The sequence below is a fragment of the Pseudomonas sp. 14P5.3.2 genome, from assembly GCF_057799175.1.
The window spans coordinates 38,936-52,482 of record NZ_JBYOKU010000020.1 but is presented as its reverse complement, the minus strand read 5'-3'; the positions used below and the strand labels follow the sequence as shown (position 1 = coordinate 52,482).

The 13,547-nt window shown below is 61.9% G+C and carries 12 protein-coding genes; 10 read left to right on the top strand and 2 right to left on the bottom strand.

Going from position 1 to position 13,547, the window contains the following annotated elements:
• Window positions 1-164: 164 nt before the first annotated feature.
• The 3 genes from AC27VU_RS17380 to selO are packed head-to-tail and all read left to right on the top strand — an operon-like array spanning window position 165 to window position 6,807.
• Window positions 165-1,907 carry a potassium/proton antiporter gene (locus AC27VU_RS17380; protein ID WP_003220963.1) on the top strand — a complete coding sequence of 581 codons (1,743 nt, stop codon included), beginning with the start codon at window positions 165-167 and terminating at the stop codon, window positions 1,905-1,907.
• Window positions 1,908-1,941: 34 nt separating this feature from the next.
• Window positions 1,942-5,295, top strand: coding sequence for a mechanosensitive channel MscK (mscK, locus tag AC27VU_RS17375; protein WP_103485565.1), 3,354 nt, complete (start codon window positions 1,942-1,944; stop codon window positions 5,293-5,295).
• Window positions 5,296-5,343: 48 nt separating this feature from the next.
• A complete protein-coding gene (gene selO / locus AC27VU_RS17370; RefSeq protein ID WP_262141287.1) occupies window positions 5,344-6,807 on the top strand; it encodes a protein adenylyltransferase SelO in 1,464 nt (487 codons plus the stop codon).
• A gap of 6 nt (window positions 6,808-6,813) precedes the next feature.
• Here selO and AC27VU_RS17365 read toward each other — a convergent pair whose 3' ends face one another.
• Window positions 6,814-7,206 carry a helix-turn-helix domain-containing protein gene (locus AC27VU_RS17365; RefSeq protein WP_488724548.1) on the bottom strand — a complete coding sequence of 131 codons (393 nt, stop codon included), beginning with the start codon at window positions 7,204-7,206 and terminating at the stop codon, window positions 6,814-6,816.
• Window positions 7,207-7,535: 329 nt separating this feature from the next.
• Here AC27VU_RS17365 and trxC point away from each other — a divergent pair, with 329 nt between their 5' ends.
• Window positions 7,536-7,970, top strand: coding sequence for a thioredoxin TrxC (gene trxC, locus AC27VU_RS17360; RefSeq protein WP_166495976.1), 435 nt, complete (start codon window positions 7,536-7,538; stop codon window positions 7,968-7,970).
• 113 nt (window positions 7,971-8,083) lie between these two features.
• On the opposite strand, the gene AC27VU_RS17355 is transcribed toward trxC, so the two are convergent.
• Window positions 8,084-8,854: a ParA family protein gene (locus AC27VU_RS17355; protein WP_003220955.1), complete on the bottom strand. Its 771-nt coding sequence runs from the start codon at window positions 8,852-8,854 to the stop codon at window positions 8,084-8,086.
• A 351-nt stretch (window positions 8,855-9,205) separates the two neighbouring features.
• Here AC27VU_RS17355 and AC27VU_RS17350 point away from each other — a divergent pair, with 351 nt between their 5' ends.
• The 6 genes from AC27VU_RS17350 to AC27VU_RS17325 are packed head-to-tail and all read left to right on the top strand — an operon-like array spanning window position 9,206 to window position 13,457.
• Window positions 9,206-9,934: a beta-ketoacyl synthase chain length factor gene (locus AC27VU_RS17350; protein ID WP_488724532.1), complete on the top strand. Its 729-nt coding sequence runs from the start codon at window positions 9,206-9,208 to the stop codon at window positions 9,932-9,934.
• Window positions 9,910-10,716: a lysophospholipid acyltransferase family protein gene (locus AC27VU_RS17345; protein ID WP_103521131.1), complete on the top strand. Its 807-nt coding sequence runs from the start codon at window positions 9,910-9,912 to the stop codon at window positions 10,714-10,716. Before AC27VU_RS17350 ends, AC27VU_RS17345 begins: the two co-directional genes overlap by 25 nt.
• Complete coding sequence (locus AC27VU_RS17340; protein WP_003220949.1) at window positions 10,700-10,975, top strand: phosphopantetheine-binding protein; 276 nt, start codon at window positions 10,700-10,702, stop codon at window positions 10,973-10,975. The genes AC27VU_RS17345 and AC27VU_RS17340 overlap by 17 nt, the downstream gene beginning before the upstream one ends.
• A gap of 9 nt (window positions 10,976-10,984) precedes the next feature.
• Window positions 10,985-11,239, top strand: coding sequence for an acyl carrier protein (locus tag AC27VU_RS17335; RefSeq protein WP_003220947.1), 255 nt, complete (start codon window positions 10,985-10,987; stop codon window positions 11,237-11,239).
• Window positions 11,236-11,781, top strand: coding sequence for a COG4648 family protein (locus AC27VU_RS17330; RefSeq protein ID WP_007967286.1), 546 nt, complete (start codon window positions 11,236-11,238; stop codon window positions 11,779-11,781). Before AC27VU_RS17335 ends, AC27VU_RS17330 begins: the two co-directional genes overlap by 4 nt.
• The gene (locus AC27VU_RS17325) at window positions 11,778-13,457 is read left to right on the top strand and encodes an ApeI family dehydratase (protein WP_488724531.1); all 1,680 of its coding nucleotides are present in this window, start codon (window positions 11,778-11,780) and stop codon (window positions 13,455-13,457) included. Before AC27VU_RS17330 ends, AC27VU_RS17325 begins: the two co-directional genes overlap by 4 nt.
• Window positions 13,458-13,547 lie beyond the last annotated feature (90 nt).

The following is a 13,547-nucleotide window of genomic DNA, read 5'->3' as shown; positions in this document are numbered from 1 at the left end:
GGAGAGGGCTAGGGTGAGGGTAGCGATCCCCAGCCGAACCCATACCTCAAATCCCATAGCGTAAAAAGCTTTTTGACAGCATCACATTTCAACAGGTTAGAATCGCTGGCACGCAGACTGCATGGTCAGTTTGTGCCCGTCTTTACGCTTCTGGAGTACTGCCTTTGAATGCGACGACCATCAACAGCCTGTTCTTGATCGGCGCGTTGCTGGTAGGTGCGAGCATTCTTGTCAGCTCACTTTCCTCCCGTCTCGGCATCCCCATTCTGGTGATCATCCTCGCGGTCGGCATGACCGCCGGGGTCGATGGCGGCGGGATCATTTTCGATAACTACCCGACGGCCTATCTGGTCGGCAACCTCGCACTGGCGGTGATCCTGCTCGACGGTGGCTTGCGTACCCGGGTTTCGAGTTTCCGTGTGGCCTTGTGGCCGGCGCTGTCGCTGGCGACGGTCGGGGTGTTGATCACCACCGGGCTGACCGGCATGGCCGCCGCGTGGCTGTTCGACCTGAACCTGATTCAGGGCCTGCTGATCGGCGCCATCGTCGGCTCCACGGACGCCGCCGCGGTGTTCTCGCTGCTCGGCGGCAAGGGCCTCAACGAACGGGTGACCGCCAGCCTGGAAATCGAATCCGGCAGCAACGACCCGATGGCGGTGTTCCTCACCGTGACCCTGATCGACATGCTCGCCAGCGGCCAGACCGGCCTGCACTGGAGCCTGCTCGGGCATCTGGTGCGCGAGTTCGGCATCGGTGGCGTGATCGGGCTGGGCGGCGGCTGGCTGATGCTGCAACTGGTCAACCGGATCAACCTCGCCACCGGCCTGTACCCGATTCTGGTGATCGCCGGCGGTCTGGTGGTGTTCGCCCTGACCAACGCCCTGCACGGCAGCGGTTTCCTCGCGGTGTACCTGTGCGGTCTGGTGATCGGCAACCGCCCGGTGCGCAGCCGTCACGGCATTCTGCACATGCTCGACGGCATGGCATGGCTGGCGCAGATCGGCATGTTCCTCGTGCTGGGGCTGCTGGTCACCCCGCATGACTTGCTGCCCATCGCCCTGCCCGCGCTGGGTCTGGCGCTGTGGATGATTCTGTTCGCCCGGCCGCTGTCAGTGCTGGTCGGCCTGCTGCCGTTCAAGGCGTTCCACGGTCGCGAGAAAGCGTTTATTTCCTGGGTCGGTCTGCGCGGCGCGGTACCGATCATTCTCGCGGTGTTCCCGTTGATGGCCGGGCTGCCGAATGCGCAGCTGTACTTCAACCTCGCGTTCTTCATCGTGCTGGTGTCGCTGCTGGTGCAGGGCACGAGCCTGCCGTGGGTGGCCAAACTGCTCAAGGTGACGGTACCGCCGGAGCCTGCGCCGATCTCCCGTTCAGCGCTGGAAGTGCACATCACCAGCGAGTGGGAGCTGTTCGTTTACAAGCTCGGCGCCGAGAAATGGTGCATCGGTTCGCCCCTGCGTGAACTGAAAATGCCCGAAGGTACGCGCATCGCGGCCCTGTTTCGTGGTCAGCAACTGCTCCATCCGTCGGGTAGTACGGTGCTGGAAGTCGATGATTTGCTGTGTGTGATCGGCCATGAACACAACCTTCCGGCCCTCGGCAAACTGTTCAGCCAGGCGCCGCAACGCGGTCTGGATCTGCGCTTCTTCGGTGACTTCGTACTCGAAGGAGACGCCCAGCTTAAAGCGGTTGCAGCGCTTTACGGGTTGCCGGCCGAGGGCATCGATCCGGACATGACACTGGGTGCGTTCATTGCCCAGAAGGTCGGTGGTGCACCGATCGTTGGCGACCAGGTGGAGTGGAACAACACCCACTGGACGGTTGCGGTCATGGACGGGAACAAGATCGGCAAAGTGGGCGTCAGATTCCCCGAAGGAAGTCGCCCGGGCCCCGGTCTCTTCCTCTAAACTGCGTCCACTATCACTTGCTTGACCGGTCTCTATGCCTACCCTGCGCTCTTTCTTTTTCGCGGCCCTGCTGGGCCTGAGTCTTTCCGTCGGCCCGCTGTATGCCGCCGAACCACCGTCCAGCGAAGCCGTGCAGGCCAGCCTGGACAAACTGGCCGACAGCAAACTGCCGGATGCCGATAAAAAGACCCTGCAGACGGTTCTGCAAAACACCCTCAATCAGCTCAACAACCGGCGTGACTACGACCAGAAGCTGATCGACCTCAAGCAACAACTGGCCTCCGCCCCTCGGCAGACCATCGAGAACACCCGCGAACTGGCACGCCTCAAGGCCACGGCGGTGGTGCCGATGGCGCAGCGTTTCCCCAGGGAGTCGATCCCGCAGCTGGAGCAGATCCTCACGGATCGCTCGACCCAGCAAAGCGATCTGCAAAAAGCGCTGGCCGATGCCAACAGCCTGATCATCACCGCCCAGACCCGTCCCGAGCGCGCCCAGGCGGAAATCTCCGCCAGCCAGACGCGCATCCAGCAGATCAACACCATCCTCAAGTCCGGCAAGGACAGCGGCAAGACCGTCAGCGCCGAACAACGCGACCAGTTGAACGCCGAACTGGCCGCGCTGAACGCGCTGATCCCGCTGCGCCGTCAGGAACTGGCGGGCAACAGCCAGTTGCAGGATCTGGGCAACAGCCAGCACGATTTGCTCTCGGAGAAATCCGACCGTCTCGACCGCGAGATCCAGGAACTGCAGACCCTGATCAACCAGAAACGTCTGGCGCAGTCGCAGGAAACCGTGACCCAGCAATCGATCGAGGCGCAGAAGGCCGGCGGCAGCAGCCTGCTCGCCAGCGAAAGCGCGGCCAACCTCAAGCTTTCGGACTACTTGCTCAAAAGCACTGACCGCCTCAACGAAGTCACCCAGCAAAACCTGCAGACCAAACAGCAACTCGACAGCCTGACCCAGAGCGACTCGGCCCTCGACGAGCAGATCAACGTGCTCAAGGGCAGCCTGTTGCTGTCGAAGATTCTCTACAAGCAGAAACAGGCGTTGCCACGACTCAAGGTCGACCGCGATCTGGCGGACCAGATCGCCGACATTCGCCTGTATCAGTTCGAAGTCAGCCAGCAGCGCGAACTGCTGAGCAACCCGGCGACCTACGTCGACAATCTGCTCTCCACCCAGCCGCCGGAGCAAGTCACCCCGCAGCTGCGCAGGAGCCTGCTGGATCTGGCCAATACCCGCGCCGATCTGCTGGAGCGCCTGAACCGCGAACTGAGCGCGGTGCTCAACGAATCGATCACCCTGCAGCTCAATCAGAAACAACTGCTGAGCACCGCGCAAAGCCTGCGCGCGACCCTTGACGAGCAGATGTTCTGGATTCCCAGCAACAAGCCGCTGGACGCCGAATGGCTGCGCGGCGTGCCGGAGCGTCTGCAACGTCAGGTAGACACCCTGCCGTGGGCCTCAAGCCTGAGCGAACTGACCGACGGTCTGACCCAGCGTCCACTGCTGTTCCTGCCCCTGGCCTTGCTGATCGGTGCTCTGCTGTGGCGGCGCAAACATCTGTATGCGCGGCTGAACAAGGTTCACCAGGACATCGGTCACTTCAAGCGCGACAGCCAGTGGCACACGCCGCAGGCGATCCTGATCAACATTCTGCTGGCGATGCCGGTAGCCCTGGGTCTGGGCCTGTGCGGTCTGGCCCTGCAAATCGACGCCCGCGGGCAAAACGCCAACATGGGCGCGGCGCTGCTGCAAATGGGCCAGGCGTGGCTGGTGTTCTACACCGCCTACCGGATTCTCGCGCCGGGCGGCGTGGCCGAGTTGCACTTTCGCTGGGAAAAACCGCAGGTCGAATTCCTTCAAGGCTGGGTACGTCGCCTGGGTCTGGTGGTCATGGCACTGGTGGCCGTCGTGGCCGTCGCCGAGCTGCAACCGGCGGCGCTGGCAGACGACGTACTGGGCATGCCGGTGGTGCTGACCTGCTATGCGCTGATGGCATGGCTACTCAGCCGCCTGTTGATCAGCAGTCCGGCCCATGAGAACGCTTCGCTGTTCCGCAAGGCCGTGGGCATCATGTTCACCCTGCTGCCGATCGCCCTGTTCGTCGCGGTGTGCTTCGGCTACTACTACACCGCGCTGAAACTCAGCGACCGACTGATCAACACGCTGTACTTGCTGATGTTCTGGCTGGTGATCGAAGCCACGTTCGTGCGTGGTCTGGCGGTTGCCGCACGCCGTCTGGCTTACCAGCGCGCCCTGGCCAAACGCCAGGCCGCGAAAGAGGCCGGCGACGGCGAAGCGGTGATCGAAGAGCCGACCCTGGACATCGAAAAGGTCAACGAACAGTCGCTGCGTCTGATCCGTCTGGCGCTGCTCGGCGGCTTCATCGCCGCGCTGTACTGGGTCTGGGCCGACCTGATCTCGGTGTTCTCGTACCTCGACAACATCACCCTCTACGAATACACCAGCGGCACCGGCGCCAATATGAGCATGGTGCCGATCAGCATCGGCGACATGCTCGGTGCGCTGATCATCATCGGCATCACCTTCGCGCTGGCGCGCAACTTGCCGGGTCTGCTCGAAGTATTAGTGCTGTCGAAACTCAATCTGGCGCAGGGCAGCGCCTATGCGACCACGACGCTGCTGTCTTACGTGATCGCCGGCGTCGGTTTTGTCTCCACGCTGTCGACCCTCGGCGTCAGTTGGGACAAGTTGCAGTGGCTGGTGGCGGCGCTGTCGGTCGGCCTCGGTTTCGGTATGCAGGAGATCTTCGCGAACTTCATCTCCGGCATCATGATCCTGTTCGAACGCCCGGTGCGGATCGGCGACACCATTACCATCGGCAACCTGTCCGGCACGGTGAGCAAGATCCGCATCCGCGCCACGACCATCACCGACTTCGACCGCAAGGACATCATTGTCCCGAACAAGACGTTCATCACCGGGCAACTGATCAACTGGTCGCTGACCGACACCATCACCCGGGTCACCCTGAAACTCGGCGTGGACTACGGCTCCGATCTGGATCTGGTCAAGGAACTGCTGCTCAAGGCCGCTCGGGAAAACCCGCGCGTCCTCAAGGAACCCGAGCCGCACGTGTACTTCCTCAACTTCGGCGAAAGCACCCTCGACCACGAATTGCGCATGCACGTGCGCGACCTCGGTGACCGCAACCCGGTGATCGACGAAGTGAACCGCTTCATCAACCGCGAGTTCAAGAAGCAGCACATCAACATCTCGTTCCGCCAGATGGAGGTGTACCTGAAGAACCTTCACGGCCAGGAATACAAGTTGGTGCCGGTCGAGGACGACAGCAAAACCATCGTGCCGATCAGCGGCGAGCAAAAGCCGCTGCAAGAGCCGCCGCCGGCCAAACTCGACTAACCGGTCTAATCCCAGCAGAATGCTCGGACATTCTGCTGGAGCCGGCCCTTGAAAGCCCTCGACGAACTGACCTTCGACAATCGCTTCGCTCGCCTGGGCGACGCGTTCTCCGCCCACGTGCTGCCCGAACCGATCGACAACCCGCGTCTGGTCGTCGCCAGCCCGGCGGCCCTGGCCTTGCTCGATCTCGAGCCGACGACGGCTGACACTCAGGAATTCGCCGAACTGTTCGGCGGCCACAAGTTATGGGCGGATGCCGAGCCACGAGCGATGGTCTATTCCGGGCACCAGTTCGGTGGCTACACGCCGCAACTGGGCGATGGTCGCGGCTTACTGCTGGGCGAGGTTTACAACAACGCTGGCGAGCACTGGGACCTGCATTTGAAGGGCGCCGGGCAGACGCCGTTTTCGCGCATGGGCGATGGCCGCGCGGTATTGCGTTCGTCGATCCGCGAATTCCTTGCCTCCGAGGCGCTGCACGCGCTGAACATACCGTCTTCGCGTGCGGCCTGCGTGATTGGCTCCGATACTCCGGTGTGGCGTGAAAAGCAGGAGCGCGCGGCGATGGTGCTGCGTCTCGCGCCGAGCCATGTGCGCTTCGGCCACTTCGAATACTTCTACTACACCAAGCGTCCCGAGCAGCAGAAACAGCTCGGTGAGCACGTACTGGCGATGCACTATCCCGAATGCCTGGAGCAGCCGGAGCCGTATCTGGCGATGTTCCGCGAGATCGTCGAGCGCAATGCCGAACTGATCGCCAAGTGGCAGGCCTACGGCTTCTGTCACGGCGTGATGAACACCGACAACATGTCGATCCTCGGCATCACCTTCGACTTCGGCCCGTTCGCCTTCCTCGACGATTTCGACGCCAACTTCATCTGCAACCACTCCGATGATCAGGGCCGCTACTCGTTCAGCAATCAGGTGCCGATCGGCCAGTGGAACCTCAGCGCCCTGGCCCAGGCCCTGACGCCGTTCATCAGCGTCGAAGCCCTGCGCGAAACCCTCGGTTTGTACCTGCCGTTGTTCCAGGCGCACTACCTCGACCTGATGCGCCGTCGCCTCGGCTTCACCAGCGCCGAGGACGACGACCAGAAACTGCTCGAAGACCTGTTGCAACTGATGCAGAACAGCGGCGTCGACTACACCTTGTTTTTCCGCCGCCTCGGCGACCAGTCCGCAGAGCAAGCCGTCGCCCGCCTGCGCGATGACTTCGTCGACATCAAAGGCTTCGATGCCTGGGGCGAGCGCTACGTGGCCCGGGTTGCCCGCGATGGCGACAGCAATCAGGAGCAACGCCGCACACGGATGCACGCGGTCAATCCGCTGTACATCCTGCGCAACTATCTGGCACAAAAAGCCATCGACGCCGCCGAACAAGGCGACTACTCCGAGGTGCGCCGGCTGCATGCGGTGCTGAGCAAACCGTTCGACGAACAGCCGGGGATGGAGGGTTATGCCGAGCGGCCGCCGGAGTGGGGCAAGCATCTGGAGATCAGTTGTTCTTCCTGAGACGTCTTAGACAAATACGTCTACAGGAAGCTTGAAAAACTCGGCCAGCCAGCGAACCTGCCGCAAGTTTAACTGCCGCTTGCCGCTCAGGACTTCCGAGACAACTGACTGAGTACCGACCCCGGGCAAATCGCTCTGGGTCAAACCATGTTCACGCATCAAATATCCCAACACTTCATGACCTGGTGGTTTGGGCGCCGGATGATGCGTGCGATCCCACTCCTCAATCCAGTCACTGATGATGTCCAGCAGGCTCGCGAGTGGGTGCGAGCCATCATCACCGGTTATCTGAAGGATCTCGTCGACGGCCTGAACCAAGGCGTCGTAATCCTCTTCATTTTCTGGCCGACGCAGCGGACGAGGAAAGAAATCCGGATTTTGGTCAGCACCGGAATCCAGCCAAACATTCTCGAAACCAACAAAGTCCCCGGCAAGCGAGTAAATCGCGCGGGCATTTAAGTCTTTAACAAACTCAGATCCTTCTAAAAGCTGTGAGAGCGAAAGACGTTTACCCGTTGTGAAGGCCATAGGGATGGGAGTCCAAGCGTTATTTGGTTCAGGTCTGCTCAAGATTACCAATTGGATCAAATACAGATAATCAGATTCAGCACCGACGCGCGTAGGTCCTTTCCTTAAGTGACGATGGTAATGACCTACAGACCGATTCCTTGATAATCGCGACTTTGCCTCCAGATCAGTCTTATAGACTTCCTGCCCGAGAGCCCATCATGTCTGAACCACTCCTTATCCCCTGCCCCGCCTGCAACGGCCTCAACCGCATCCCCGCCGAACGCCTGGGCGATCAGCCGAAGTGCGGGCGCTGCAAATCCGCGGTGCTGCTGAGCAAGCCGTTCGAACTCAAGCAAGGCGACTACGCCAGCCAGATCAAAGGTGATCTGCCGTTGTTGGTGGATGTGTGGGCGGACTGGTGTGGGCCGTGCAAGTCGTTTGCACCGGTGTTCGAGCAGGCGGCGGCGCAGTTGGCGGGCAAGTGCCGGTTGGCCAAGCTCGACAGCGAGGCCAATCAACAGTTGTCGGCGCAGTTGGGGATTCGTTCGATTCCGAGCCTGATTCTGTTCAAGAACGGTCGGGAAGTGGCACGCCAGAGCGGTGCATTTCCGTTGCCGCAGTTGATGGCGTGGCTGCGTAGCCAGGGCATCTGACCCTCCAGAGGACCCAATGTGGGAGCGAGCCTGCTCGCGAATGCGCCCGTTCAGTCAACAGAGATGTTGAATGTGCTGGCCTCTTCGCGAGCAGGCTCGCTCTCACAGGAAAATCAGTGGTCTTCGAGCAGATTGTGCAGTTCAACGAACTGCTGCGTCAGTTTGTGCCGTGGGTCGAGGTGGATCAGCGGGGTGCTGGCCTGGTGCGACTCGCGCATGCGCACCGAGCTGTTCAGGTACACCGGCAGCACCGGCAAGCCCTCGGCAATCAATTCATCAAGAATCTGCTGCGGCAGGCTGGCCCGGGCCTGGAACTGATTGACCACGATGCCTTCGACTTCCAGCCCTTCGTTGTGGTCTTCCTTCAACTCTTCGATTTCCGCCAGCAGGCCGTACAGCGCCTGACGCGAGAAGCTGTCGCAATCGAAGGGAATCAGCACACGATCAGCGGCAATCAGTGCCGATACCGCGTAAAAGTTCAGCGCGGGAGGGGTGTCGAGATAAATCCGGTCGTATTCGCCATCCAGTTCATCCAGCAACTTACGCAGCTTGTTGATCTTGTGCTTGGCCTCAAGCTTGGGCTGCAGATCGGCCAGTTCAGCGGTGGCGGTGATGATGTGCAGGTTGTCGAACGGGGTTTCGTAGATGTCGGCCTGGTTTTTCTTCGAGAACGGCCCGGAAGACAGGGTCTGCTTGAAGAAGTCGGCAATGCCCATCGGTATGTCATTCCCGGTGAGCCCCGTCAGATACTGAGTGGAGTTGGCCTGGGCATCGAGGTCGACCAATAGCGTGCGATAGCCCTCGCTGGCACTCACCGCCGCCAGATTGCAGGCAATGCTGGATTTGCCCACGCCACCTTTCTGATTGAACACCACGCGCCGCATGACAAAACCTCCGTGTATCAAAGAATGACCGAGTGTAGTTGCCTGTGCGTGCGCTTCGCTACCTTCAACGACGCGGACTACAGAGTCAGGCGCAAAAATCAGCGGGAACAGAGGGCAAAAACCTCCCCTGTGCGCTGATTTGCCCGACAGACAAATCGCTCACGATCTGGATAATGGCCAAGTGACAGTTTTTCCGCGAACCACTCAGTACATTTCGTTGAGCAAAACGTAACCAACATTTGCTACACACTCGTCGCACCGGGATAATGCGCGCCACCCGGCGCCAAGCGCCACGTCAGGTCAGCCGCGGCTTTGGCGACTCAAAGCGTCATAAAAGCCCGCAGGGGCGGGATGAACTCCGTGATCAACTTCAACATCGCCCAATGGCGCGCGTGGGCCCCGGGGCTCGACAGCGTGGACGCGTGGCAGGCCTGGAGCCGACAACCGGTCGTGCTCCCGGGCAGCGATGTCGCGCCCGATGTGTCGTTTCTGCCGGCGATGCAGCGCCGTCGGCTCAGCCGCCTGGCGCGCATGGCGTTCAGTGTCGGCTGGCCGCTGGCCGACGGACGGGCGAACCTGCCACTGGTGTTTGTTTCGCGACACGGCGAAACCCCGCGTACCTTCGAGATCCTCAGTGATCTGGCCAAGGACGAGCCGTTGTCGCCGACCCAGTTCAGCCTGTCGGTGCACAACGCAATCATCGGTCTGTGGTCGATCATGCGCGGCGAAACCAGCGAAATGACCGCCCTCGCGGCGGCGGGCGATGGCCTGGAACACGGCATCCTCGAAGCCGCTGCCCTGCTCGACGAAGGCGCTCCGGCGGTGCTGCTGATCATCACCGAAGAGCAGCCGCCCCAGGCCTATTCGCAGTGGATCGACGACGTCCCGTTCCCTTATGCGCTGGGCCTGCTGCTCACTCCCGGTACCGACTGGCGGCTGACCCTGAACAGCGGCCCGGAGGCACTGTCCAAAGCGCAATGGCCCCACGCGCTCAATCTGTTGCGCACCCTGCTCGGCCAGCAATCCCATTGCCAACATGCCTGGAAAAATCGTGTATGGACCTGGCAACGCAACCCGTGACCGCGAAGAACCGCGACGCCTATTACTGGCGCTTGCTGGCCACCGCCGCCAGTTTCGCTCTGTTCGGGCTGGGCGGGCTGTGCCTGCGCCTGCTGGTGTTCCCGTTGCTCGGCTATTTGCCGGGAGACGCGCTCAAGCATCGCCAGCGCGCGCGGCAAACCGTCAGTCGGCTGTTCTGGTTTTTCGTGCGGTTCATGGCCCGCACCGGGGTCCTGACCTACGACATTCAAGGGGCGGAACGCCTCGGCCGGCCAGGGCAGATGATCATCGCCAACCACCCGTCGCTGATCGACGTGGTGTTCCTGATCGGCCTGGTGCGTCAGGCCAATTGCGTGGTGAAGAAAAGCCTGTGGGAAAACCCCTTCACCCGCGGCCCGCTGCGCAGCACCGAATACATCAGCAATGACGGCAGCATGGACATGCTCGATGCCGCGGCCGAATCCCTGCAAAACGGCCAGACCCTGATCATTTTCCCCGAGGGCACGCGCACTCAGCCGGGGCAGGCACCGGCCTTTCATCGGGGGGCGGCGGCGATTGCCCTGCGCGGTGCGAAAATCCTTACGCCAGTGGTCATCAAGGTCAATCCGACCACCCTGACCAAGGCCGAACCGTGGTATCGCATCCCTCACCGCCGCGTGCACTTCAGTTTTCGTATCGGGGCCGATATAGATCCACAGACTTTCGCCACGCAAGGCCCTGCACCGCAGGCCTCGCGCAAGCTCAATGATTATTTGCACTCTTACTACATTAAGGAGCTCGCCGAAGATGAGCGATCTGAATAACCCTGGCCTGGTGCGCGACATCAAACTGCTGATCATCGATGCCCTGGGCCTCGAAGACATCAGCGTCGACGACATCGGTGACGAACAGACGCTGTTCGGCGAAGGCTTGGGCCTGGATTCCGTCGACGCACTGGAACTGGGTCTGGCGATCCAGAAAAAGTACGGCATCAAGATCGACGCCGACGCCAAAGACACCCGTAACCACTTCACCAACGTGGCGAGCCTTGCGGCATTCGTCACGGCAAAAAAGGCAGCTTGAGACCGGACCATGCAAACTCGTGACGACATTTTCAACACCCTGCGCGATGCCTTGGTCGAGCTGTTCGAACTGGATCCGGCGCGGATCAGCCTGGAGTCCAACCTGTATCAGGATCTGGAAATCGACAGCATCGACGCGGTCGACCTGATCGATCACATCAAACGCCAGACCGGCAAGAAAATCGCCGCCGAAGAATTCAAATCGGTGCGCACTGTCGGTGACGTGGTCGAGGCGGTCTACCGTCTGGTTCAACCGGCCGCATGAGCCGATTGATCGGCCTCGGCCTGCTGTTGGCGGGGCTGCTGTACCCCTTTGCGGTGTATTTCGGCATGGAGCACTTCGCCCCGTGGCAGTTCGGACTGCTGCTGGGCGGCCTGTGGCTGGCGCGCGCGCTGACCGGCGAGCGCAAGCCCGGCAGCCGCTGGATGGCCTGCGTGGCGATCGTGTTCTGCCTGCTGCTGGCGCTGTTCGACAGTCCGCTGTTACTGCGCTGGTATCCGGTGCTGATCAGCGGCTTCATGCTGGTGCTGTTCAGCCTGAGCCTGAAATACGGGCCGCCGATGGTCGAGCGTCTGGCGCGACTGCGCGAGCCACACCTGCCGCCCGAGGCGATCCGCTACACCCGCCAGGTCACCGTGGCCTGGAGCGTGTTTTTCTTCTGCAACGGTTTGTGCGCCGCGCTCCTGACCCTGTGGGCGCCGCTGCATTGGTGGATGTTGTACACCGGCCTGATCTCCTACGGATTGATCGGCCTGATGTTTGCCATTGAATGGCTGATACGACAACGGGTAAGAGGCCGTAAATGAACTGGATAAAACTTGAGCAACTGTTGCTCAAGGCCCTGCCGGAGCGCGCGATCAGCGCCGCCCCGGCGCTCGACCACACACAACTGCGCGAGCAGGCGCTGAGCGTTGCCGCCGGCCTGCAGGCACGCGGCGTGCAGCGCATGGCGGTACATCTGGAAGATGCCGCCGACCTCGCCATCGCCCTGCTCGGAGCCTGGCGCGCCGGCGTCAGCGTCCTGCTGCCCTCCGATCTGCAAGCGCAGACCCGCCAGCGCTGGTCGAGTGAAGTCGATCTGTGGCTGAGCGATCATGCCGATGACGCTCACTTGAACGATCTGCTGCAGCCTGCCTTGCCCGGCGCCGAACTCGATCTCGAGCAGTGCCGCCTGAGCCTGTGCACCTCCGGCTCCAGCGGTGAACCCAAGCGCATCGACAAGACCCTGCGCCAACTGGCCAACGAGGTCGAGGCACTGGAGCAACTGTGGGGCGCGGATCTCGGTGAAGCCTGGGTCATCGGCAGCGTCGCCACCCAGCACATCTACGGTTTGTTGTTCCGGGTGCTGTGGCCGCTGTGCGCCGGACGTCCGTTCGGGCGCAAGCAACTGGCATTCTCGGAAGACCTGCAGCGCGCCAGCCGCGAACACCCGGCCTTCGCCTGGGTCGCCAGCCCGGCGCTGCTCAAGCGCATGGGCGACAACCTCGACTGGCCGGCCCTGAGTGCCGTGCGCCGGGTGTTTTCCTCCGGCGGTGCGTTACCGGCAGACGCAGCACAGAGCCTGCAACAACGCCTGCAAAAATGGCCGACGGAAATCCTCGGCAGCTCGGAAACCGGTGGCATCGCCTGGCGTCAGGGCGCCAGCCTGTGGCGGCCCTTCGCCGGGGTTGAACTGAGTCAGGACAGCGACGGCGCCCTGCTGATCGCCTCGCCCTATCTGCCGGCCGGGCATGTCGAGCACACCGCCGATGCCGCGCGCATCGCTGCAGACGGGCGTTTCGAACTGCTCGGACGGCTGGACCGCATCGTCAAACTCGAAGAGAAGCGTATCTCCCTGCCGATGCTGGAACAGGCGCTGATCGCCCACGACTGGGTCGCCGAAGCACGCCTGGGCGTGGTTCAGGAAAACCGTGCGGTGCTGGGGGCCTTGCTGGTGCTCAGCGACGCGGGCCTGTTTGCCTTGCGTGAACAGGGCCGTCGCAGCCTGACCGAAGCCCTGCGCAAACACCTGAGCCAGCATTGCGAAGCCTTGGCCTTGCCCCGGCGCTGGCGTCTGGTGCGGCAACTGCCGCTGAACAGCCAGGGCAAGCTGCCGCAGGCCGACATCGAAGCGCTGCTGCTGGCGCCACGGCCGAAAGCTCCGGAAGTGCTGGAACAGCTCGAGACCGACGGCGAGTGGAGCCTGCAATTGAGTGTTCCGCCGGACCTGGCCTACTTCAGCGGTCACTTCCCCAAGGCCCCGGTGCTGCCCGGCGTGGTGCAAGTCGAATGGGCTCTGAAACTCGGTCAGCAACTGCTGAACCTGCCCGGCAAATTTGCCGGCATGGAAGTGCTGAAATTCCAGCAACTGGTGCGCCCGGGCGATGAAATCCAGCTACACCTGCGTTTCGATCCCGAACGCGGCAAGCTGTATTTCGCCTACCGCAACGACACCGCGACCTGCTCCAGCGGGCGAATCCTGCTAGGAGCCGCCGATGCATAACCTGTGGCGAGGGAGCTTGCTCCCGCTGGGCTGCGAAGCGGCCCCAAACTCGGTTCACGCAAAACTGCGAGCGAGTGCTGCGCACTCGAG

Bases quoted from the DNA above. Each gene is read 5' to 3' on its own strand.
- mscK (WP_103485565.1), top strand. From the start codon at position 1,942: ATGCCTACCCTGCGCTCTTTCTTTTTCGCGGCCCTGCTGGGCCTGAGT.
- trxC (WP_166495976.1), top strand. From the start codon at position 7,536: ATGTCTGAACCACTCCTTATCCCCTGCCCCGCCTGCAACGGCCTCAAC.
- AC27VU_RS17355 (WP_003220955.1), bottom strand. From the start codon at position 8,854: ATGCGGCGCGTGGTGTTCAATCAGAAAGGTGGCGTGGGCAAATCCAGC.
- AC27VU_RS17350 (WP_488724532.1), top strand. From the start codon at position 9,206: ATGAACTCCGTGATCAACTTCAACATCGCCCAATGGCGCGCGTGGGCC.
- AC27VU_RS17345 (WP_103521131.1), top strand. From the start codon at position 9,910: ATGGACCTGGCAACGCAACCCGTGACCGCGAAGAACCGCGACGCCTAT.
- AC27VU_RS17340 (WP_003220949.1), top strand. From the start codon at position 10,700: ATGAGCGATCTGAATAACCCTGGCCTGGTGCGCGACATCAAACTGCTG.
- AC27VU_RS17335 (WP_003220947.1), top strand. From the start codon at position 10,985: ATGCAAACTCGTGACGACATTTTCAACACCCTGCGCGATGCCTTGGTC.
- AC27VU_RS17330 (WP_007967286.1), top strand. From the start codon at position 11,236: ATGAGCCGATTGATCGGCCTCGGCCTGCTGTTGGCGGGGCTGCTGTAC.
- AC27VU_RS17325 (WP_488724531.1), top strand. From the start codon at position 11,778: ATGAACTGGATAAAACTTGAGCAACTGTTGCTCAAGGCCCTGCCGGAG.